Origin of the sequence: Gilliamella sp. wkB171, from assembly GCF_001693755.1 — a bacterium.
Lineage (GTDB): Bacteria > Pseudomonadota > Gammaproteobacteria > Enterobacterales > Orbaceae > Gilliamella > Gilliamella apicola_F.
This window is the reverse complement of sequence record NZ_LYST01000053.1, coordinates 56,174-79,419: the sequence shown is the minus strand read 5'-3', so window position 1 is coordinate 79,419 and position 23,246 is coordinate 56,174. Positions and strand designations below refer to the sequence as shown.

At 35.1% G+C, this 23,246-nt stretch carries 20 protein-coding genes and 1 pseudogene; 15 read left to right on the top strand and 6 right to left on the bottom strand.

The window, feature by feature from the left end:
• Window positions 1–723: 723 nt before the first annotated feature.
• The 7 genes and pseudogenes from rne (at window position 724) to pgi (ending at window position 10,615) form a co-directional block, all read left to right on the top strand.
• Window positions 724–3,441, top strand: coding sequence for a ribonuclease E (gene rne / locus A9G03_RS10935; RefSeq protein WP_065799222.1), 2,718 nt, complete (start codon window positions 724–726; stop codon window positions 3,439–3,441).
• 70 nt (window positions 3,442–3,511) lie between these two features.
• Complete coding sequence (locus A9G03_RS10930; protein ID WP_065634088.1) at window positions 3,512–4,447, top strand: ABC transporter permease subunit; 936 nt, start codon at window positions 3,512–3,514, stop codon at window positions 4,445–4,447.
• On the top strand, window positions 4,440–5,300 hold the full coding sequence (locus tag A9G03_RS10925) for an ABC transporter permease subunit (protein ID WP_065634089.1): 861 nt from the start codon (window positions 4,440–4,442) through the stop codon (window positions 5,298–5,300). The genes A9G03_RS10930 and A9G03_RS10925 overlap by 8 nt, the downstream gene beginning before the upstream one ends.
• 2 nt (window positions 5,301–5,302) lie before the next feature.
• Window positions 5,303–6,292, top strand: a complete 990-nt coding sequence (locus A9G03_RS10920) for a peptide ABC transporter ATP-binding protein (protein ID WP_065634090.1) — start codon at window positions 5,303–5,305, stop codon at window positions 6,290–6,292.
• An 88-nt stretch (window positions 6,293–6,380) separates the two neighbouring features.
• Window positions 6,381–7,127: pseudogene (locus tag A9G03_RS10915) on the top strand (peptide ABC transporter ATP-binding protein); the annotation flags it as partial.
• Between the two features lie 221 nt (window positions 7,128–7,348).
• Window positions 7,349–8,281, top strand: a complete 933-nt coding sequence (metA, locus tag A9G03_RS10910) for a homoserine O-acetyltransferase MetA (RefSeq protein ID WP_065799221.1) — start codon at window positions 7,349–7,351, stop codon at window positions 8,279–8,281.
• A 684-nt stretch (window positions 8,282–8,965) separates the two neighbouring features.
• Window positions 8,966–10,615 (top strand): glucose-6-phosphate isomerase, encoded by a 1,650-nt coding sequence (gene pgi / locus A9G03_RS10905; RefSeq protein ID WP_065799220.1) that lies wholly within the window; start codon window positions 8,966–8,968, stop codon window positions 10,613–10,615.
• Window positions 10,616–10,707: 92 nt separating this feature from the next.
• Here the strand turns inward: pgi and crr are convergent, their stop codons facing one another.
• The 4 genes from crr to A9G03_RS10885 all read right to left on the bottom strand — a co-directional run bounded on the left by crr (window position 10,708) and on the right by A9G03_RS10885 (window position 13,742).
• Window positions 10,708–11,211 (bottom strand): PTS glucose transporter subunit IIA, encoded by a 504-nt coding sequence (crr, locus tag A9G03_RS10900; protein ID WP_065634094.1) that lies wholly within the window; start codon window positions 11,209–11,211, stop codon window positions 10,708–10,710.
• 9 nt (window positions 11,212–11,220) lie between these two features.
• The gene (gene ptsI, locus A9G03_RS10895) at window positions 11,221–12,948 is read right to left on the bottom strand and encodes a phosphoenolpyruvate-protein phosphotransferase PtsI (protein WP_065634095.1); all 1,728 of its coding nucleotides are present in this window, start codon (window positions 12,946–12,948) and stop codon (window positions 11,221–11,223) included.
• A gap of 52 nt (window positions 12,949–13,000) precedes the next feature.
• The gene (ptsH, locus tag A9G03_RS10890) at window positions 13,001–13,258 is read right to left on the bottom strand and encodes a phosphocarrier protein Hpr (RefSeq protein WP_065634096.1); all 258 of its coding nucleotides are present in this window, start codon (window positions 13,256–13,258) and stop codon (window positions 13,001–13,003) included.
• Window positions 13,259–13,397: 139 nt separating this feature from the next.
• Window positions 13,398–13,742: a hypothetical protein gene (locus tag A9G03_RS10885; RefSeq protein WP_065799219.1), complete on the bottom strand. Its 345-nt coding sequence runs from the start codon at window positions 13,740–13,742 to the stop codon at window positions 13,398–13,400.
• 122 nt (window positions 13,743–13,864) lie between these two features.
• Here A9G03_RS10885 and A9G03_RS10880 point away from each other — a divergent pair, with 122 nt between their 5' ends.
• Together A9G03_RS10880 and pepP are read left to right on the top strand one after the other, a co-directional pair.
• Window positions 13,865–14,407, top strand: coding sequence for a UPF0149 family protein (locus A9G03_RS10880; protein WP_065799218.1), 543 nt, complete (start codon window positions 13,865–13,867; stop codon window positions 14,405–14,407).
• 33 nt (window positions 14,408–14,440) lie between these two features.
• The gene (pepP, locus tag A9G03_RS10875) at window positions 14,441–15,766 is read left to right on the top strand and encodes a Xaa-Pro aminopeptidase (RefSeq protein ID WP_065799217.1); all 1,326 of its coding nucleotides are present in this window, start codon (window positions 14,441–14,443) and stop codon (window positions 15,764–15,766) included.
• Window positions 15,767–15,851: 85 nt separating this feature from the next.
• On the opposite strand, the gene A9G03_RS10870 is transcribed toward pepP, so the two are convergent.
• Entirely contained in the window at window positions 15,852–16,676 is an 825-nt protein-coding gene (locus tag A9G03_RS10870; protein WP_065634100.1) for a TonB family protein, read from the bottom strand.
• A 155-nt stretch (window positions 16,677–16,831) separates the two neighbouring features.
• On the opposite strand from A9G03_RS10870, the gene ispB reads away from it, so the two are divergent.
• Together ispB and A9G03_RS10860 are read left to right on the top strand one after the other, a co-directional pair.
• The gene (gene ispB, locus A9G03_RS10865) at window positions 16,832–17,818 is read left to right on the top strand and encodes an octaprenyl diphosphate synthase (protein ID WP_065799216.1); all 987 of its coding nucleotides are present in this window, start codon (window positions 16,832–16,834) and stop codon (window positions 17,816–17,818) included.
• Window positions 17,819–17,925: 107 nt separating this feature from the next.
• Window positions 17,926–18,822: an EamA family transporter gene (locus tag A9G03_RS10860; protein WP_065634102.1), complete on the top strand. Its 897-nt coding sequence runs from the start codon at window positions 17,926–17,928 to the stop codon at window positions 18,820–18,822.
• Between the two features lie 72 nt (window positions 18,823–18,894).
• On the opposite strand, the gene ffh is transcribed toward A9G03_RS10860, so the two are convergent.
• Window positions 18,895–20,262, bottom strand: coding sequence for a signal recognition particle protein (gene ffh, locus A9G03_RS10855; protein WP_065634103.1), 1,368 nt, complete (start codon window positions 20,260–20,262; stop codon window positions 18,895–18,897).
• Window positions 20,263–20,447: 185 nt separating this feature from the next.
• On the opposite strand from ffh, the gene A9G03_RS10850 reads away from it, so the two are divergent.
• From A9G03_RS10850 to A9G03_RS10835, 4 genes are all read left to right on the top strand, one after another.
• Entirely contained in the window at window positions 20,448–20,834 is a 387-nt protein-coding gene (locus A9G03_RS10850; RefSeq protein WP_065634104.1) for a RidA family protein, read from the top strand.
• A gap of 254 nt (window positions 20,835–21,088) precedes the next feature.
• Entirely contained in the window at window positions 21,089–22,282 is a 1,194-nt protein-coding gene (locus A9G03_RS10845) for an amino acid aminotransferase (RefSeq protein WP_065634105.1), read from the top strand.
• A gap of 27 nt (window positions 22,283–22,309) precedes the next feature.
• A complete protein-coding gene (locus tag A9G03_RS10840) occupies window positions 22,310–22,459 on the top strand; it encodes an entericidin A/B family lipoprotein (protein ID WP_081297505.1) in 150 nt (49 codons plus the stop codon).
• Window positions 22,460–22,528: 69 nt separating this feature from the next.
• Complete coding sequence (locus A9G03_RS10835; RefSeq protein WP_065799215.1) at window positions 22,529–23,032, top strand: hypothetical protein; 504 nt, start codon at window positions 22,529–22,531, stop codon at window positions 23,030–23,032.
• The last annotated feature ends 214 nt before the right edge of the window (window positions 23,033–23,246 follow it).

Genomic DNA, 23,246 nt, shown 5'->3' with positions numbered 1-23,246 from the left:
AACCATTGTTTGGCAGTCATTATACTCAATCGATTTAGATATGCACTAAGCGAGTGAACTTTGATTTTAATTTTGAGCTATTAATCACAGAATAAAAAAACTGTAAAAATATTTCAGGTTAATATGATGTTTTAGTATAAAGTATATTGGGGATAAGCTTAGTTTTTGACTATTGACTCAACAGTATTTATAAAGCATTTAAAATAAATTGCTAACTGTTTATAAAATTTGAAGTTTAATTTACTTGCTATCCTTTGCTGAAACGTTAATAATAAGACAGGATTTTTTTATCCTTGTAATGCAGCAATGGCGTTAGACATTACAATTTATCAAAAATAAAATAGCGTAAGTAGAATCATTATAATTAAATAATATGTTTATTTTAAACAATCACATAAAGATTTAGTTTGTTAGCCAAGGTTGATAACCTCACTGCGGTTTGCAAATTAACCAAAGTAATAATATCGATGAATTATATGTTTAGGAGTGGTTCAAAAAGTATACAAGATTTTTGAATTCTAATGATGCCTAAAATTTTGTATAGATATTGTGTAAATGATATTGGATTCACATAAAATAATAACAAAAATAACACAACTAAAATAATGAATACTGTATCAAAATATTTAGTTAAGTACCATTAATGATCATTGTGAAAATAAGCACTTATTAATAGTAAGGTTCTACCTACAATTAATTAAGATTAATTAAGAGTGTAGAATAATGAAAAGAATGCTAATCAACGCGACCCAGCAAGAAGAGCTGCGTGTTGCTCTTGTTGATGGCCAACGCTTATATGATTTAGATATCGAAAGTCTTGGGCATGAGCAAAAAAAGGCCAATATTTATAAAGGCAAAATTACTAAAATTAATCCAAGTTTGGAAGCTGCTTTTGTTTCTTATGGTGGTGAACGTGATGGATTTTTACCCCTAAAAGAGATTGCTGATAGCTATTTCCCCTCTAATGTGACTGGTCGTCGAAGTATTAAAAATTTACAAGAAGGCCAAGAAGTTTTAATTCAAATCGAAAAAGAAATTCGCGGCAAAAAAGGTGCAGCGCTCACCACTTACATTAGTTTAGCCGGAAGTTATTTAGTTTTAATGCCAAACGATCCTCGTGCAGGTGGGGTTTCACGACGAATAGAAGGTGAAGAGCGTGCTGATTTAAAACGCATTATTGATGCGATTGAAAAACCTAAAGGTATGGGCGTTATTGCTAGAACTGCTGGTGTAGGTAAAAGCCAAGAAGAGTTACAGCAAGATTTAGATGCATTAGTTAACTATTGGACAGCGATTCAAAACGAATCGAAAAATCATCCGGCGCCGAGCCTAATTCATAAAGAAAGTGACATTATTACTCGAGCATTTCGTGATTATTTGCGTGATGATGTGGGTGATATCTTAATTGATAACCCTAAAGTGCTTGAGATTGCTAAAAAACGACTTGTTGATTTAGGGCGAGTAGAATATGTTAGCCGGTTAAAACTTTATGATGGTGATGTGCCATTATTTAATCATTTCCAAATCGAAGGACAAATTGAATCAGCATTCCAGCGAGAAGTGCGCTTACCTTCTGGTGGTTCGATTGTTATTGATGCAACCGAAGCTTTAACTGCGATAGATATTAACTCAGCCAAATCAATTCGTGGTAGTGATATTGAAGAAACCGCGTTTAATACTAACCTTGAAGCCGCAGAGGAAATCGCCCGTCAGTTACGTTTGCGCGATTTAGGTGGGTTAATTGTTATCGATTTTATTGATATGACTCCGATTCGTAACCAACGCGAAGTTGAAAATCGTTTAAAAGAAGCGATGAAAACTGACCGTGCAAGGATTCAAACCACTCGTATTTCGCGCTTTGGTTTACTTGAAATGTCACGTCAACGTTTAAGTCCTTCATTACGAGAAGCCACGCATCATATCTGTCCTCGTTGTCAAGGGACGGGTACGGTTCGTGATAATAATTCATTATCACTTTCTATCTTGCGATTAATCCAAGAAGAGGCAATGAAGGATAATACTGTTCAGATTGATGTAATTGTTCCCGTTCCTATTGCCAGTTACTTACTTAATGAAAAACGTCGCGCCATCACTAATATTGAAAGAATGCATCCCGATGTGAAAATTGTCATAGCCGGTGATGAAGAGATGGAAACACCACTTTATAAAGTGATTCGTAAACGAAGTGGTGAAGAGACTGATGTACTAAGTTATAATCTGCCAAAATTGATTCGTGAACTTGAAGAAGAGGAAGAAGATCAAGCAACGGAAGTGGTTGTTGAACAAGCGGTCTTATCAGGTCCTAAAGTCGAAGCTAGTACTATTACAAAAGTTAAGGTTGAAACTAAAAAAGCTGAAAATTCAGGAAGCTTTTTCGGTGGGTTATTCGGTAAAATACGCCAATTATTTGTAGGTGAAAAAGAAAAGCCACAGCCAGAAGTCAAACCTCAACCGACCAAACGACGCGATAATCAGCGTTCAAATAACAGACGTCAACGTAATAATCGTCAAAATAATACTGTCAATAACACCAATAATGAGTTAGTGACAACGCCATCTTCTTCTGATGCTGTAGTAAAAGAAGCGAGTAATAAAAATAATAATCGTCGAAGTAAACAAAATAGCAATGCAAATTCGGCAACGGCTGTTAATGCAACGAAAGCAGATAAAGTTGCGAACGAAACAGCACCAAGTAAACCAAAAGAGGTTAAACCAAGACGACAACAGCGCACATTAACCAAAAGCGTTCGCGTGAAAAATACTGAGACAATTACTCAACATCAAATTGAAAGTGGAATAACCAATGAAAGAGTAATTATTCCAACTTTATTGTTGCCAGTTATCGCCGCTGAACCAACGGATAATAATGTTATTGCTGATGTACAACCTAAACGCCAACGACGTACATCAAGGCATTTACGTATGAATGGTCAACGTAATAAGCGACGAGTTAAAAATACTGAACTTAAGCAGTCACCAATGCCATTACCGTTTGCTGCGGCATCATTAGAATTAGCTTTAGGACGCGTATCGATTGATTATAGTCAATTGACTCAGGATGAACCTAATACTGCTGTGCCGGTGATACCTTCATTATTATTACCAATTATTATTAAAGAAGATCAAGTAGCAAGTCATGTTGCAGTGGTTAATGATACGGTGTCAGTATCAAATCAAACTGAAGGTAATTTGCAGTTTGATTTTAATGATGTCGAACAAAATACCAATGAAAGTAAATTGGATCATACAATCACGCATTCAACCGGCTACTCTTCGTCAGTGATGACAAAAGCTCCTGCACCTGATTATGTGATATCGGAAATGGGTATAAAATCACGTCAAGATGCTGATTATCATTATCAAGGAAAAGGTAATGCTGGCGGTTTAAGTGCACAAGATCATGCTTATGCCGCAGCAAGTAAACCGGTTATACCAGATTAATCAATCAACCAAATAAAACACGGTAATAGCTACTACCGTGTTTTATTTATACTAGCGATAAAGATAAACAATGATTATCTATATTTTCAAAAAAATAGTGACGTTTTTATTTATTATCTGCGTATTGGCTCAGATTAGCTTCTGTTTAGTCTATTTTGCGCCTAATTCAATGTTTAATTTCAATAGTCTAAGTTTTGCTGATGCCTACAGTGCTTTTTTTAAGCAATTGCTTCAAGGGCAGTTTAAATTGATGACAGGTGAAACAGTGCCGTTTTTTCATACACTGTTGGCCACATTTGAACTTTGTATTTTGGCTTTATTGGTCGCTTTGTTTGTTGGATTACCTTTAGGTATCTTTCTGGGTTTAAGCAATATTAACTGGTTAAATACCACCATTCGTTTAGGTAGCTTATTGCTATATTCTTGCCCAATCGTTATGCTGGTTATCATTATTATGTATTTGTTATCGCCTACTTGGTCGGTATCAATGAATTTTAATGTATCACCATCTACTACTGGTACCTCTTTGTTGGATATATTAATTTCATCTAAAAAAGCCAAATTACCCGCTCTGCTTGATCAGTTGCATTATTTGTTATTGCCTATCATTATTTTAGCCATTCAACCGAGTATTATGACAATTCAGTTAGTCAGTCAAAATGTTAAAAGTACTTCACGACAAAATTATATCAAAATGGCTATTATTCGAGAGCGATCACCTTTTAAAATTTTACGTCGCCATTTGTTACCTAATTCGATTCCTGCGACAATTCCACAATTGACTTACAATACAACAACACTATTATTTTCAACAATGGTGATTGAAATTCTATTCAATCGAGTTGGATTAGGGCAATGGGTGATGATTGCTTACCATCACCATAATTATTTTATTATTTCTATTGCGATTCTTGCTTGTGGTACTGTAATAAGTCTACTCACCTTATTAGGCGATATTACGGCAATGGCTATCTATCCTTTGCGCCATAAGGAACACTATGTCTAAGCTTGCACAATTATTTAAAAACATAAAGTTATGCTTTAATCGACTGCATAGTAATCTTTATTCAATTGTCGGATTTTATGGCATATTAGCTATAGCTTTTGTGGCGTTATCAACGAAGTGGTTTTTTCATGCCAATTTAAACCCTATTTATCCAACATTATTACCGCCAGCTTGGTGGGCAAATGGAGATTTGAATCATATTTTAGGTACCAATGCTAATGGGCAAGATATTTTTGATTATCTGCTTATTGGATATCGTTCCACAATATCAATGACACTAAAAGCGGTATTTTATGTGGTAGTGATTGGTGGTTTAATTAATTACCTCATGTTTTTTGTTTCGTTTATACGCCCATTTATCATATTTATTTTTCGATTTTGTATGGTTGTTCCACCACTATTAGGTGTGATTGTCATTAGCTTATTATGGAAAGATGATATAACCAATATGTTATTTGTCGTTGGTTTATCTTATACGCCACGTTTTATTTATAATATTCATCAACGGGCAATTAATGAATGGAATAAAACTTATATTACGGCATATCGTCTTGATGGCTTATCGCCATTTACAATTTTAAATCATTATATTTTACCTAATATTTTACCTGTATATTTGACTGAAATTGTTTCGTTATTTGGTTCAATTATTTTAGCTATAACGACTATCACTTTTTTAGGTTTTGCCAACGATCTTTCACGACCGGATTTAGGTATGATGATGTTTAAGATGAAAGATATTATTGATAGTAATTATTTAGCATTTCTAGCTCCTGGTTTAGCGGTGTCTGCAACAATTACTTTTGTTTATCTATTCAATTTTGGTTTATATGGTCGTCGAGCAGGACATTAATTATGGCTTTGTTAGATATTCGCAATTTAACCATTGAATTCATCACCCCTGATGGGCGATTACGCGCAATAGATCGTGTTAATTTGAAATTATCAGAAGGTGAAATTCGTGGATTAGTGGGTGAATCAGGTTCAGGTAAAAGTCTGATTGCTAAAGCTATTTTGGGTGTGACCAATCATAATTGGAAGATTTCAGCCGATCGTTTTTATTTTAATGATATTGATTTACTTAAACTAACGACAAAGCAACGTCGGAAGGTCATTAGCGCACATATTTCGATGATATTTCAAGAACCACAATCTTGTTTAGATCCGTCTATGAAAATTGGCCAGCAATTAATTGATGCAATTCCAAGAAGAACCTTTAAAGGACATTGGTGGCAACGGTTATTTTGGCGCAAAAATCGCGCGGTTGAATTATTGCACCGAGTAGGTATTAAACACCACAAAGAGATATTAAAATCTTACCCGTTTGAATTAACCGAAGGTGAGTGTCAAAAAGTCATGATTGCCATTGCGTTAGCCAATCAACCTAAACTATTAATTGCAGATGAACCAACTAATGCGATGGAAGCAACAACAGAAGCGCAAATATTTAGATTACTTGCTAGTATGAATCAAAATATTGGTACGACGATTTTACTTATTAGTCATGATTTACAGATGGTCACCAGATGGACCGACCGGATTAATGTACTTTATTGTGGGCAAACGGTCGAAATTGCTGACAGCGAAGATTTAATTAAATCGCCTTATCATCCTTATACTCAAGCTTTAATTTATGCTATTCCTGATTTTGGTAAAGCTATGCCACATAAAAGCCCATTAAATACACTTCCGGGGGTAATTCCATCACTCGAACACTTACCTATCGGTTGTCGTTTAGGTCCACGATGTCCTTATGCTCAAAAAAAATGTATTCAAGCACCTGACCTTATCTCGATAAAAGATCATTCTGTTGCTTGTCATTTTCCGTTAAATATGGATGAGTAGTTATATAAAATAGGAACAGGTCATGAATCCAATACTGAAAGTGCGTAATTTATCTAAGCGTTTTAAAATACCTAAGGGATTGTTGGGTACGCTGCTAATTAATGCTGTTAATCCAGTATCTTTTTCATTAAATGAAGGAAAAACGTTAGCCATTATTGGGCAAAATGGATCGGGAAAATCAACATTGGCTAAAATGTTGGTTGGTATGATAAAACCAGATAGTGGCGATATTTGGCTTGATGGTAATAAGGTTGAATATGGTGATTATCATTATCGCTGTCAACTTATTCGCATGATATTTCAACATGTTGAAAGTTCGTTTGATCCAAGATTACGCATTGGTCAATTGTTAGAAATACCTTTAAAACATAATACTAAATATAATGCTCATGAACGTGAAAAATTAATTAGTGATGTATTAAAACAAGTTGGGCTATTACCTGAGCATGCGGCTTATTATCCTTCGGTTATGGCAGCGGGGCAAAAGCAGCGAGTCGCATTAGCTAGAGCATTAATATTAAAACCCAAAGTCATTATTCTTGATGAAGCTTTAGCGGCGTTAGATATTTCAATGCGTTCTCAAATTGTTAACTTAATGTTATCACTACAAGCCGAGCATAATATTTCTTATGTTTATGTCACACAAGATATTGGTATGATGAAGCATATTAGTGATGAAATTTTAGTCATGCATAATGGAGATGTTGTTGAGTATGGTAACACAGCAGAAGTGTTAGCATCGCCGTTAAGCGATATTACCCAAAAATTAATTAATAGTTATTTTGGTGAAGCGTTAACCGCAGATAGCTGGCGCACCGATACCCGAGCTTTTTAACGCGTATTGATTTTTATTATATTATTTTTAGCTTGCTAAGCTTTCATCTATCCTATAATACCTGTTAACTATTCCCATGATTTTTTGTGAATTATGTTATCTCATTGATTAAATAAAACTCTCGACAAATGATATAAAACACTCTATATTTAGCTATATGGATTTCTAGACGTCTATTTTAGGTGTTTAAAAATAACTTATTGTTTTTAGGAGCTTTTGTTATGCCAATTTGTATTCCTGACTCATTACCTGCGGTTGATGTATTACGTAATGAAAATGTATTTGTTATGACTTCATCTCGAGCCAATACTCAAGAAATTCGTCCACTCAAGCTTCTTTTTCTTAATTTAATGCCTAAAAAAATCGAGACTGAAAATCAATTTTTACGATTACTTTCCAACTCATCTTTACAAGTCAATATCCAGCTATTACGTATTGATCAACGCGAATCAAAAAATACGCCGGCTGAGCATTTAAATAGTTTTTATTGTGATTTTGATAATATAAAAGATCAGAATTTTGATGGGCTTATTATTACCGGTGCGCCATTAGGCAAAGTTGCATTTTCAGATGTTGTTTATTGGCCTAAATTGACAGAAATTATCAAATGGGCAAAAGATCATGTTACTTCCACCCTATTTGTTTGTTGGGGGGTACAAGCAGCGTTAAATGCTTTATATGATTTGCCAAAATTTACACGCACGCAAAAACTATCTGGGGTTTATCAGCACCAAATCACTCAGCCTAATGCCATTTTAACACGCGGTTTTGACGATACTTTTTTAGCACCGCATTCGCGTTATGCTGATTTTCCGGTTGATAAAATTAAAAATTATACTGATTTAACCATTTTGGCAGAATCTGAGGTAACCGGACCTTATTTAATGGCAACAGCAGATAAACGTATGGCGTTTGTAACAGGCCATCCGGAATATGATTCTTTCACGTTAGCTAATGAATATTTTCGTGATTTAAAAGCCGGTATTAATCCACAAATACCTTATAACTATTTTCCTGACAATAATCCTGATTTAGCACCTAAAGCGACATGGCGTAGTCATGCTTATTTATTATTTAGTAATTGGCTGAACTATTACGTTTATCAATTAACACCATATGATTTAACTACACGTAATTTAACTATTGATGATTAATTGAAAATAAATCTTATCTTCAATTAAAGAAATAGTAATAAATTAACTGTTCTGGTGTTAATCATTCACTATCTATCTAAATGTAGTTTGATGTCTGTTTTATAAAGTAAATTTTTACCGTCATAAGGCTGTATACGAGGTACATAGTTTTATGAGATAACACCTTAATTAATTGTGTATTTCCATTTTTTACTTCAGGTTTATGCAGAAATTATCAATGATAAACCGATTGGCGAAACGCTCAATTCCTATACAACTCACTAAAGTTTCATCGATGGGGCTTTAGCTATAGGTGTTAATCAATTTGTTATCTTGTCTATATCTGTAGTGAAGGCAAGTAAATTTATTAAAATACTGCAAAAAGTCGGCTTGTTGAGCAAAGGGATGATAGATAGCCGGCGGTGTCACCGATTGTTTGGTATTTAATCCCCCATTAATAACGCCATCAAACTTAGTACAAGAATTTCTCAAACTTCACAACCCAAAAACTTAATATTTGGTAAGCCAATGATAATGTTGCAGAAGGAAAATTAAAAAATTGTTTGAAAGGAATATTAGATGGTTCTTTCGACAAATTTTTAGCGTGATTAATTTAAAAATAAAAGATAAAAGATCCTTATCTTGCATCATGTTAGTCATAGTTATATTATGGTTAGTAATGCTATATTATTTAAGGAATTTATTATGTTAAAGTCAATTGATCCAACTACTACTTCCGCTTGGAAGTCACTGCAAACAAGCTACCAAAAACACCACAATAAAACCATTGCACAGATCTTAAAAGATGAACCTAATCGTGTTGAAAAACTCAGCATTCCATTCGAAGATGAATTTTTGGTCGATTTATCAAAAAATCGTGTAACACAAGAGACATTGGACATTCTTTACAAATTGGCACAAGAATGTGATTTAAATAGCGCAATTAAAGCGATGTATAGTGGTGAAAAAATTAACCGTACTGAAAACCGTGCTGTTTTACATGTAGCATTGCGTAATGTAGAAAATACTCCGATTTATGTTGACGGAAAAAATGTCATGGATGACGTTAATGCTGTACTGGCTAAAATGGAGTCATTCAGTAAAAAAGTGATTAGTGGTGAGTGGAAAGGTTATACCGGTAAAGCGATAACCGATGTGGTGAATATCGGAATTGGAGGTTCGGATCTTGGTCCGGTCATGATTACTGAAGCATTGCGTCCTTATAAAAATCATTTAACAATGCATTTTGTCTCTAATGTTGACGGTACGCATATTGTTGAAGCTCTTAAAGGATTAAATCCTGAAACTACCTTATTTTTAGTTGCATCTAAAACGTTTACCACGCAAGAGACCATGACTAATGCGCAAACTGCACGTAAATGGTTACTTGATGCTGCAAAAGATGATAAAGCGGTTGCATTACATTTTGTCGCGCTGTCGACTAATGCCAAAGAAGTTGAAAAATTCGGCATTGATACAGCTAATATGTTTGAATTTTGGGACTGGGTCGGTGGGCGATACTCATCGTGGTCAGCAATCGGATTATCGATTGTGTTATCCATTGGATTTGATAATTTCAAACAATTTTTAGCTGGCGGTCATGCGATGGATAAACATTTCCAAAGCGCGCCAATTGATAAAAATATTCCTGCATTACTCGCGTTAATAGGGCTTTGGTACAATAACTTTTGTGGTGCTGAAACCGAAGCTATTTTACCTTACGATCAATATATGCATCGCTTTGCTGCTTATTTTCAACAAGGAAATATGGAGTCAAATGGTAAAAGTGTTGATCGTAATGGTAATAAAACGACTTATACAACTGGTCCAATCATTTGGGGCGAACCCGGAACCAATGGGCAACATGCGTTTTATCAACTCATTCATCAAGGTACCAAGCTCATCCCTTGTGATTTTATCGCACCAGCTATCAGCCATAATCCGGTTGGGGACCATCATCCAAAATTGTTATCTAACTTTTTTGCTCAAACAGAAGCATTGGCTTTTGGTAAAACAGCGCAGCAAGTTGAACAAGAGTTTATCGCAGCGGGTAAAAGTTTAGATGAAGTTAAATCCGTTGTGCCATTTAAAGTATTTGAAGGTAACAAACCAACTAATTCAATTTTAGTGAAAAAAATTACGCCTTATACTCTCGGTGCTTTAGTTGCGATGTATGAACATAAAATCTTCACACAAGGTGTTATTCTTAATATATTTAGTTTTGATCAATGGGGAGTTGAACTTGGCAAGCAGTTAGCGGGTCGAATTTTACCTGAATTGGCTGATGATAAGCCGGTAAGTTCTCACGACCAATCAACCAATAACTTAATTAATCAGTATAAAAAGTGGCGTTAATCTGATTTCAGTGATTCAATATAGTGGAATAAATAAAAAACCTTCAGTTTTTTGGACTGAAGGTTTTTTTATAGCTAAATCAAGATAAGTAATTACTTCTTAACTCGCATTATTGGTGTTTTTCCTGCTTCGACAGTACCCGATAATTTAGTTAGTTCGGCAATGGTTTCCATGTTGGAAATGACAACCGGTGTTAAGACTGATTTTGCTTTACTTTCCAGTAATGGTAAATCAATCTCTATAATTGTATCACCTACTTTAACTTGCTGACCTTCTTCTGCTATACGTGTAAAACCTTCGCCTTTAAGTTCTACTGTATCAATACCAAAATGCACAAAAAGCTCAATACCTTCGTCTGATTCGATGGCGAAAGCATGATTGGTCTCGAAGATTTTGCCAATTTTACCACTTAATGGCGCAACAATTTTATTCCCAGAAGGTTTGATTGCAACACCATCACCGACAATTTTTTCAGCAAAAACCACATCAGGTACATCTTCGATTTTGACAATTTCACCACTTAGTGGCGCAATAATTTCGATGCTATTTTTACTATCATCGGACACAAATTGCTTTATTTTATCGAACAGTCCCATCGTTGTCTCCTAACAAATTTGCTTTTCAGCGGTATAAGTTTGTATTAAATCAAGAATTTCTTTAGCTGTTGCTTTTTCTAATGCTGTATCTGCAAATTTTTTCGCTTCTTGGTAATTAGTATTACGAATTAATTTTTTAATTTTCGGAATAGATACCGCACTCATACTGAATTCATCAAGCCCCATACCAAGTAATAATATAGTGGCTCTTTCATCACCAGCAAGCTCACCACACATACCTGTCCATTTACCTTCTTGGTGAGACGCATCGATAACTTTCTTAATTAAAGTTAATACCGATGGTGAAAGTGGATTATAAAGGTGTGAAATAAGCTCATTACCACGATCAACAGCTAATGTATATTGCGTTAGATCATTAGTACCAATACTAAAGAAATCAACTTCTTTCGCTAAATGATGTGCAATTACCGCAGCAGCTGGCGTTTCAATCATGACACCAATTTCGATATTTTTATCAAATGCTTTACCTTCCGCATTTAATTGTTCTTTTAGAATATTGATTTCTGATTTTAATAGACGAATTTCTTCAACAGAAATAATCATTGGGAACATAATACGAAGTTTACCAAATGCTGATGCACGTAAAATAGCGCGCAACTGAGCATGGAGTATTTCTTTTCTATCTAAGCAAATACGAATCGCTCGCCAGCCTAGGAATGGATTCTCTTCTTTCGGAAGATGCATATAAGGAACATCTTTATCACCACCAATATCCATAGTACGGACAATGACAGATAAACCATTAGTCGCTTGTGCTACTTCTTTATACGCTTTAAATTGTTCTTCTTCATCAGGATAACTTTCACGATCCATGAATAAAAATTCAGTACGATAAAGACCAACACCCTCATAACCATTACGTTCTGCACCAGCGATATCGCGTACGGTACCAATATTGCCACAAATTTCCACTTGATGCCCATCAAGGGTAACAGCTGGTAAATCTTTCAATTTAGCGAGTTCTTCTTTGTCGGCAAGATATTTTGCTTGAACTTGTTTTAGTTTTTCTTGAGTTGAATGATCCGGATTGATGTAAATTGCGTTATTGATGGCATCTAGAATAACAAAATCACCTTGTTTAATTTCTTGTGTTGCATTAGATGTCCCTACGATTGCTGGTATTTCTAATGAACGAGCCATGATTGATGTGTGTGAAGTGCGTCCACCTGCATCAGTGATGAAGCCTAACACCATTTCTAAATTTAATTGAGCGGTTTCTGACGGTGTAAGATCCGTTGCAACTAAAATACAAGGTTGACTAATTGCACTCAAATCGACAATTTCGATGCCTAAAATATTTTTCAGTAATCGTTTACCGATATCACGAATGTCTGCCGCACGTTCTTTGAGATATTCATCGTCTAAATTTTCAAGCTCTTTTGCTTGTGCTTCAAATACAGATTGTACTGCGGCATCAGCACTTGAGTGTTTACTTTGGATTCGTGAAATAACTTCTTGCTCAAGATCTTCATCTTCAAGAAGCATAATATGTCCTTCAAAAATAGCCGCTTTATCTTCACCTAATGTTGATTTAGCTCGCTCCATGATAGCGTTAAGTTGCTCGCTAGACTTTTGACGAGCTTCTTTAAAACGTTCAATTTCTGCATCGATTTTGTTATCAAGAATTTGTTTATTATTAATAACAATAGGCTCTTCTTTTAATAATAACGCTTTTGCAAAAGCGATACCGGGAGAAACAAGTATACCTGATACCATAACATTTGATCCTTATTCAATTTTAAAACTGTTCATAGCTAATTGGGAGTTATTATTCTAATTCTGGAATTAATTTTACTAGATGATGTACCGCTTCTTTTTCATCTTCGCCTTCAGCAGAAATTGTAATTGTTGTTCCTTGTGTTAAACCTAAAGTTTGTAATTTAAATAAACTTTTAGCACTTGCGCTCTTGCCATTGGATGTAACTGTAATTTCAGAATTAAAGTTTTTGGCTTCTTTGACAAATTGTGCAGCAGGACGGGTATGAAGACCATTCGATGCAGTAATTGTGACATCTTGCTTGTACATAGTTATTTTTACTCCCAAAAATATTATCATTTACGCGAACAATATAAATAAAAACTGTCAGAAACGCTAGTAAGATTTAATAGAACTTTGAAACAGTTAATATTATTCTTAGTAATATCTCAAGATAAGTCATATTTTATCAATATTGGTAAATTCGAGTGATCCTATCACTACACTTTTTGAATTCAACTTGCCCATGAATACCATGTTTAATGTTTTCAAAAACGGCCTCTTCGCTACCATCATGCTTTGAAATTTTAATTTCTTGCTCACAAAAGGTTTCAAATCGTTGCAGTTCTTGTTCACTTGTTCCTAATTTATAATAGTTTGGTAAATCTTGGCTTTTTACATAGGTATGGGTTTTATCGCGTAGATCAAGAATAATGACACCTTGGTTTGATGACCATGAACTACAGGCAGTTAATGTTAAAGCAAACATGAAAAATAGCAGGGGAAATTTGATGAATAAACTTGCAATGTTCAAAATAATTCCTTTATAAAGCTTGGTAACCTGTTTATTATTTATAGTTAGGTATGAATTATATACTAATTATTAGTGAAAGTGCAGGGTGCATTTTATTGACATGACAAGATCAGGGTGGGGTAATGACTGATACTATTAACTATGACGAATTAAATCGTCAATTAATCGAATGTAAGATTGGGATTAATGCTGCTGAACTACATGGTTTCATATCAGGAATTTTAGCCGGTGGTAATCATGATGAAAGTTGGCGTCCATTAGTCAAAGATATGTTGAATAACGGAGAGGCCATTGCTGAACCATTAGAGCAACAAATTAAAAAGCTTTATGATTTAACCAAACAACAATTTTCTAATGAAAATTTTGAGTTTGAGTTATTACTTAGTGAGCATGATCTGTTTTCGCAGATCGATGAATTAGTTGGTTGGGTTAATCATTTTTTACTGGGAATTGGTTTAGTTCAACCAACGATTAATCGGTTAAAAGGTGATGTTGGTGAAGCGATTTATGATTTACGTCAAATAGTCAAGCTTGGTTATGATGAAAATGAGGATCAACAAGAACTTGGTTTTGCTTTTGAAGAAATTAAAGAGTATGTACGTATCACTTCAATGTTGTGCTACGATGAATTTAATGAATCAGATATTGTACCGACTATTCATTAATTGGAATAATAATTTCTTTTTAGGATCATTAAAATGATAGATACAGATATTAAAACTGAACTGTGTAATCGTCGTGAAAAATTGCTCGCTAAAATGGCAACCAATAGTGTGGCACTTTTCTTTGCGGCGCCAGAAGTTGTTCGTAGTAACGATACGCATTACCCTTATCGGCAAAATAGTGATTTTTGGTATTTCACTTGTTTTAATGAACCAGAGGCGGTTTTTGCAGTAATTAAACAACATGATAATCAGGCTCGTTATATCTTATTTAATCGAAAAAAAGATCCTTTAGCTGAAACATGGACCGGTTATCGTTTAGGACAAGAGCTTGCTTTAGACACAGTTTGGGTCGATGAGGCTTATTGTTTTGACAGCATTAATGCTAATTTGCCTAAAATCTTGAAGGGAAAAGATATCGTTTATTATGCTGATGAGCAGTATGAATACGCGGATAAAATTATTAAAAAAGCATTACGAGCTGTAATCAAAGAAGGTAAATCCACTGGTTTAAAGCCAATTTCAATCAGTGATTGGCGGCATGTTGTGCATAAAATGCGAATGTTTAAATCAGATTTTGAGATAAATATTTTACGACAGGCTTGTGATATTAGTGCTCAAGCTCACCGAAGGGCTATGCAGAAATGTAAGCCAAACTTGTATGAGTATCACCTAGAGGCAGAAATTTTGTATGAATTCGCGTGTAATGGTGCCCGATATCCTGCTTATAATACTATTGTTGGAAGCGGTAATAATGGCTGTATCTTACACTACGAAAATAATAGTGCACCATTGAAAGAGGGTGATTTGGTATTAATTGATGCCGGATGTGAGTATCATCATTATGCGGGAGATATTACGCGAACTTTCCCTATAAACGGTAAATTTAGTCAGGCTCAACGTGAAATTTATGATATTGTTCTGGCATCACAATATGCAGCAATTAAGCTATTAAAACCAGGAAACTCAATTAACCAAGTTAATCAGACCGTGATTAAAATTATGGTCGAGGGATTAGTAAAATTAGGTATTATGCAAGGCGATGTAGATAAATTGATCGCTGATAAGGCGTATACTGAATTTTATATGCATGGTTTAGGGCATTGGTTAGGTATTGATGTTCACGATGTAGGACGTGATCGCCTTTATCTTTTAAAACCAGGTATGGTGTTGACTGTGGAACCGGGATTATATATTAATCAAAATGCCGATGTACCTGATCAATATAAAGGCATTGGGATTCGTATTGAAGATAATATTTTAATTACTTCATCGGGTAACGAAGTACTCACTTCTGCTGTACCTAAAGAGCCTAGTGAAATTGAAAAGCTGATGGCCAATAAAGTATCCGTTATTGAGTGATAAAAAGCGCCATAATCATTGTTTAAAAAGATTATGGCGCTTTTTAATCATTATGAGTGAATTTATATAGTTTGGTTTTCAATTATTAGTCTAAATTAATTGATTTATCCCGATTAAATACAATTTTAATTTTTAAATTTTGTGCAGCAATAGGTTTGTATTTCCATGTCTTCATGGCATTAATTACCGATCGGTTAAAAATATTATTGGGTTGCGCCTCAATAATTCTGATATTTTCAACACGTCCTTCGCTATTAACATCAAACATAGCAATCACATATCCTTCTAAACGCATATCGAGTGCTCGTCTAGGGTATTCTGGTTGATTTCGACTAATTGGAGAAGCACTTGCCGAATATTGGCGATTATCAGATATTTTAGGTGCGACCGAAGTGCTAGCAATATTTTCACTTGCAACTTCTTGCCTAACTTGTTGTTGCGATGATTTTTGTGTAGGTTGCGGTTTTTTCTTTGGTTTGGGTTGTGGTTTCACCACTTCTTTTTCAGGTGTGATAACGGGTTTATCAGGTATTTTAACGGGTTCTGGCTCCGGTTTTTTTTCTTCAATAACTTCTGGCTCAACAACTGGTTCTACCGGTGTTTCTTCAATAGGTTTATTGTCGATAACATCACTGTTATTGTCACCTTTTATTTCAGGTTTGTCTTCAACTAAAGATTGTTCAGGCGCTGCTAATTGTGATAAATCAACCATCACAGCTTTTATTGAATTGTCTCCTTCTTCAACAATGATATCTTTGGCAAATAGTGCAGAACTAAATAATAATGCGAATAAGCATAAGTGTGAAGCGACCGAAAGGGAGGTAAATAAATAAGTACCTTTCGGCTTTTTGTGAGCAACTATTTGTGGATCTTTTTCAGTATTGATATCAATATCAAAGTTAATCTTCATAACAATTATCATTTTTTACTTAAGGGGGGCATTTTAAATGAAAATGCTTATCATTTGTAGTTTTTTTTTAAATATGATATATCAATAACTTGTTGCGAAAAAAGATTTATCAGATAATAGTCAATAAATTTCTATTGTTTTTAGCGGTTAGGCTGATGAATAATCCATCAATGAATCAAATTCTCGATCTTATAAAAGATGACTTAGTAAAAGTTAACGCAGCAATACAAGCAGAGCTTAGCTCTGATGTCGCTTTAATTAATCAATTAGGTAATTATATTATTAGTAGCGGAGGCAAACGTATTCGCCCTGTTATTGCATTATTAATTGCTAAGGCGCTTAACTATCAAGGCGATAAACACATTATTGCTGCTGCTTTTATTGAATTCATTCATACAGCGACGTTGCTACATGACGATGTGGTTGATGAATCTGATTTACGGCGTGGAAAATCAACCGCTAATGCACTTTTTGGTAATGCCGCTAGCGTATTAGTTGGCGATTACATCTATACACGATCATTTCAAATGATGGTACGCACCGAATCATTTAAAGTTTTGACTATCATGTCAGCGGCAACAAATGTTATTGCTGAAGGTGAAGTACAACAGTTAATTAATTGTAATGATCCAAACATTACTAAAGAGCAATATTTGGAAGTTATTTATCGTAAAACCGCGCGTTTATTTGAAGCCACCTCCCATTCAGCTGCGGTATTGGCTGGCGCCAATGAGCAGCAAGAATTAGCCTTGCAAGAGTATGGTAAATTTTTAGGTACCGCATTTCAAATTATTGATGATCTATTGGACTATAGTGCTGATAGTAATCAAAAATTGGGTAAAAATTTAGGTGATGATCTTAATGAAGGTAAACCAACATTACCGTTGTTACACGCTATGCATAATGCGAGCAACAGTGATGATGCTGAGTTAATTCGTCAAGCTATTTTACAAGGTAATGGCCGACATTTATTAGATCGTATTTTACAGATTATGCAAGACTGTGGATCTCTTGAATTTACGTTACAAACTGCACAGCAAGAGGCCCAAAAAGCTTTTGATGTTATTGCAATTTTACCTGATTCGCCTTACAAAAAAGCGCTGCAAGATCTTGCTTTGCTATCTGTTAAAAGAGAAAACTAAGCTGGCTGAGCATGTTTGTGTTTGATGCTTAGCAGTATCGTTTTTTTGAACTTTTTGATATTCACTATTTGAATAATCATTGTCGAATTTTATTAGAGTAATACTTTATGTTTAACCGTACTTGGCCTGTTTTTTTAATATTTATTTCGATGATTTCGGTTCAAGGTAGTGCGTCTATGGCGAAATACTTGTTTCCTGTACTTGGTCCAGAAGGGATGACTGCTTGGCGACTGACTTTTTCATCGGTTATGTTATCTATTATCTTCAAGCCTTGGCGAAAACCAATTACTAAACAAGCTTTTAAATATATTTTTTTCTATGGTGTTGCAATGGGCTGTATGAATTTGAGCTTTTATAATGCTATTGCTCGTATTCCGTTAGGTATAGCCGTTGCCATTGAATTAACCGGTCCTATTATGGTGGCGATGTTTTCTGGTCGTCGTTTGACTGATTTTGTCTGGTTAGCTATTGCGGTTGTCGGATTAGCTATGTTATTACCGATTCATCAAGCATCAAATGATTTAGATCCGCTGGGTATTTTGTTGGCATTATCTGCTGGAGCATGTTGGGCATGTTATATACTCTTTGGGCGTCAATCCGGTGCTATTCACGGTTCATCAAGTGTTGCAATTGGATCCATTATTGCGTCATTTTTGCTATTTCCAATTGGGGTGTGGCAAAGTGGTAGCACTATGTTTTCCATAGAATTATTACCGTTAGTTTTTGTGGTTTCTTTGTTAGCGTCAGCTATACCTTATGCCTTAGATATGGTTGCTTTACCAAGGTTACCAGCTCAAACATTTAGTACGTTAATGAGTTTATCGCCAGTATTTGCAGCATTTTCTGGTTTAATTGTGTTACATGAACAATTAACTCATTATCAATGGTTTGCTATTGGTTTAATAATTATCTCATCAATAGGAACGGTATTAGCGATGAATCGACCGGCTAAGATTAAATCGATCAAGTCAGTCATTAGCACAGAGAACACATCGCAAAACTAATATTGGGTGCGATGTGTTTAGATTGAAAAATTGAATAGATTAGACGCAATTATATATTGTAATAATTGCGCATTAGCGTCTTGGTAAGCCCATTCCTCCACCCATTAATCCTTTCATTTGGCGCATCATTTTCATCATGCCACCGCCTTTCATCTTCTTCATCATTTTTTGCATATCTTCAAACTGTTTCAAGAGTTTGTTGACATCTTGCACTTGCGTGCCCGAACCATTGGCAATACGGCGTTTACGCGATCCTTTAATAATTTCAGGATTGGCTCGTTCTTTTAGTGTCATCGATCCAATAATGGCTTCCATTTTGATAGTAATCTTATCATCCATTTGAGCTTTAATATGGTCTGGTAATTGACCAACACCCGGTAGTTTAGCCAACATGGCGCCCATTCCACCCATATTACGCATCTGCTTGAGTTGATCTTGGAAGTCGTTGAAATCGAATTTGTCTCCCTTTTTAAGTTTTTTAGCAATTTTTTCTGCTTTTTCTCGATCGACATTGCTTTGCAACTCTTCAATCAGAGAAATCACATCACCCATGCCTAAAATTCGAGAGGCTATACGGTCAGGATAAAATGGCTCTAAAGCATCAGTTTTTTCACCCATGCCTAAGAATTTAATTGGTTTACCTGTAATATGCCGAATTGATAGCGCAGCACCACCACGCGCGTCACCATCGACTTTGGTTAAAATAACGCCGGTTAACGGCAGAGCCTCATCAAAAGCTTTAGCTGTATTAGCCGCATCTTGACCTGTCATTGCGTCAACCACAAACAGGGTTTCAATTGGATTAATTGCTTGATGTAGTGCTTTGATTTCGTCCATCATGTCATTATCGACATGTAAACGACCCGCAGTATCGACAATCAGTACATCAAAGAATTGTAATTTAGCATGACTAATTGCTTTATTAACAATATTTACTGGTTTTTCGTTAATATCGGAAGGAAAAAATTCAACATCAATTGCTTTAGCTAAGGTTTCTAATTGTTTAATCGCAGCAGGACGATAGACATCGGCAGAAACGACGAGTACTTTCTTTTTCTGTTTTTCTTTTAAAAACTTCGCTAATTTTGCGACGCTGGTCGTTTTACCTGCACCTTGTAAACCCGCCATTAAAATGACTGCTGGGGGTTGGGTTGCCAAATTCAGTGAGCTATTGACTTCGCCCATGGCACTGGTGAGTTCATCTTGGACTATTTTGATAAACTCTTGGCCTGGTGTTAAGCTTTTACTAACATCTAAGCCGACAGCTTTTTGTTTAACTTGATTTATAAACTCACGAACAACAGGCAAAGCAACATCGGCTTCTAGTAGTGCCATGCGCACATCGCGTAGTGCTTCTTTAATATTATCTTCAGACAGACGTCCACGCCCACTGATATTGCGAAATGTCTGTGATAAACGGTCGGTTAAATTCTCAAACATGTTTACTCTCAATAAATAAAAAAATTATGTTTATCATATCAGAAATTTATAAGAAGTCCCACGATCATAATTTAGTACAAACTTGACAGTAAATTAGGTTACTGTTGAAATGGCAATAGATAAAATAAATGAATGTATTGAGACGAATGATTAACCAGACAAGATGAAAAAGGAGAAAATCAAACATGGTAAAAAAAGTGATTAGTACCGATAAAGCGCCTGCTGCAATTGGTCCTTATGTTCAAGGGGTTGATTTAGGTAATATGTTATTTGCATCTGGGCAAATTCCACTCGATCCTGTAACTGGTCAAATGGCAACGTCTATTGAGGAACAAACCAAACAAAGTTTAGCTAATGTTAAAGCAATCGTGACAGCTGCGGGTTATCAGATCAATAATATTGTCAAGACAACTATATTTTTAGCTGATATGAATGATTTTGCCGCAGTGAATGCTATTTATGAGTCGTTTTTTACTGAGAACAATGCGGCATTTCCAGCTCGTTCTTGCGTACAAGTAGCTAAAATACCTAAAGATGCAAAAGTAGAAATTGAAGTGATTGCAGTTAAATAGGCGTGATATATTCTGTTAGCACCTTAAGGTGCTAATGTTTATGATAAATAAACTATAACTAATAGATTGAGCTAATTTAGTATAGATTGGTCTATTTTTATAGTTTAAGAATGAATGTTTTGCCTTTATTCACCCAGTAAATATCGCTCTAATTATTTGTTGTTAAACTTTTATTTAGTGATTGATTGACAATTAAGTTGATGTAATAATCTACAACTATTAGTCAGTGTTGATTGTGTTAGTAGGTAGTCAATATGTTTGAAAAAATCGATTCGTATGCGGGCGATCCAATTTTATCTTTGGTCGCAGAATTTAATAATGATAATAGAGAAAACAAGACCAATTTAAGTATTGGCTACTATTATGATGAAAACAGTGTCGTCCCACAATTATCATGTATTAAAGCTGCTCGCGATTATATCTATCAGCATAATCAAGGTGCGCAACTTTATTTACCGATGAGTGGATTGCCTGCTTATTGTCAAGCTATTCAAGTTTTGCTTTTTGGTGAAAATCACAGTGCTTATAAAGATAAGCGAATTGCAACTATTCAAACACTAGGTGGATCGGGTGCATTAAAAATTGGTGCCGATTTCTTATACCGCTATTTCCCAGATTCTCAGGTTTGGGTAAGTGATCCTACTTGGGAAAATCATATTGCCATTTTTAGTGGGGCAGGTTTTAAGGTCAATCAATATCCTTATTTCGATGATAAAACCTGTGGCGTAAAATTTGATGCTATGCTTCAAACTTTAGACCAATTACCGGCTAAAAGCATTGTTTTACTGCATCCTTGCTGCCATAACCCAACAGGTGCTGATTTAACTCACGATCAATGGGATAAAGTTATAACAGTATTGAAAAACCGAGATTTGATTCCCTTTATGGATATTGCTTATCAAGGTTTTGGTGAAAGTATTGACGATGATGCATATGCGCTTCGAAAGGCCGCAGAAGTAGGATTGTGTGGACTTATCAGTAACTCTTTTTCTAAAACATTTTCCCTTTATGGTGAGCGAGTTGGTGGTTTGTCGGTTTTATGTGATAATAGCCAAGTCGCAAGTCATGTGCTTGGACAACTTCAAGCGACAGTTCGTCGTAATTATTCAAGTCCCGCAGCTTATGGCGCACATCTTGTGTCTTATGTTTTAAATAATAATGATCTTAAAGCGTTATGGTTCAACGAAGTGGCATCAATGCGTAATCGCATTGTGACAATGCGATCAACTTTAGTTGAATTATTAAAAAACAAATCGTTAGACCGTAATTTTGATTATTTAGTTAAACAACGTGGTATGTTTAGTTACACTGGATTTACCCAAAATCAAGTCACACAATTAAAAGATAACTTTGCTGTTTATTTGGTGGGCAGCGGAAGAATGTGTGTGGCTGGGTTAAATCACCATAACATTCATCGTGTGGCAGAAGCATTTGCTACACTAAAATAACAATGTAAATAATGAAAGGAGTATCAAATGTTGCAAAAAATGTTAATTATTGTGTTCGGTCTTGTAATGACAACATTAGTTACTGGATGTAATACAGTAAATGGTGTAGGTAAAGATGTGCAATCTGGCGGTAAAGCTATTTCAAATACTGCTGAAAAAGTTAGCGATAAAATGTAAATAAGACAAAGTAGTCTATTTGCAAGGTAAATGTGAGAATGGTTATTTTGTGAATATACTTAAGTAAAAATGAAACGTCTTATTATTTTCGTCGTGTTTTTTTTACTTGTTGGGTGTGGTTCATTAAATTTTCGAACTACACCCTCAGTTATGCATAATTGCCAATATGCAACTCGCGAAGGCGTTGAGTTTTCGTTAAATTTACTTCCTTCCAATAAAAAAAGTTACCAATCAATTTATATCGCGCAAAGTCGTGCTAGTAAGCATTTATCTTCAAGTTATGCTGGTGTAAAAGGCAAGCTAACCGATCAGATTTTTACACGTGATTATCCTAAAGAAACTTTTTGGCGTACACAAAGTTTATTAGATAGGGCTACCTTGTATGATGACGGTTACGATGATCTTTATATTAGCCCAGCACAAAAACAAGAACGTGATCGCAAAGCAAAATTTGTTGTTAGACAAGCAATTTTACAGAATTGCCAAATTGTTTATATTGCTATTGATTCTTTAGCCAAAGATAAAGAAAACCCTTTATTAATTGAGTCTAATGAGATATCAATAAATAAATAGGCATTATATGTGAGAACAAAATTCATTGCGATATCCGTTAATCGGCTGATAATAGTTGACATTATGCTTTCGTATTTGGGTAATTTTTGTGAAATTCAGTCGCACTCTTACTTTATATTGGTCATCTCATTCCCCCATTTGTTGCCACTAGATTTTTTCGCTAGCATTTAATGTCGATTTGTTCTTATTTAAGATAAACGATAATGGTGTTTAT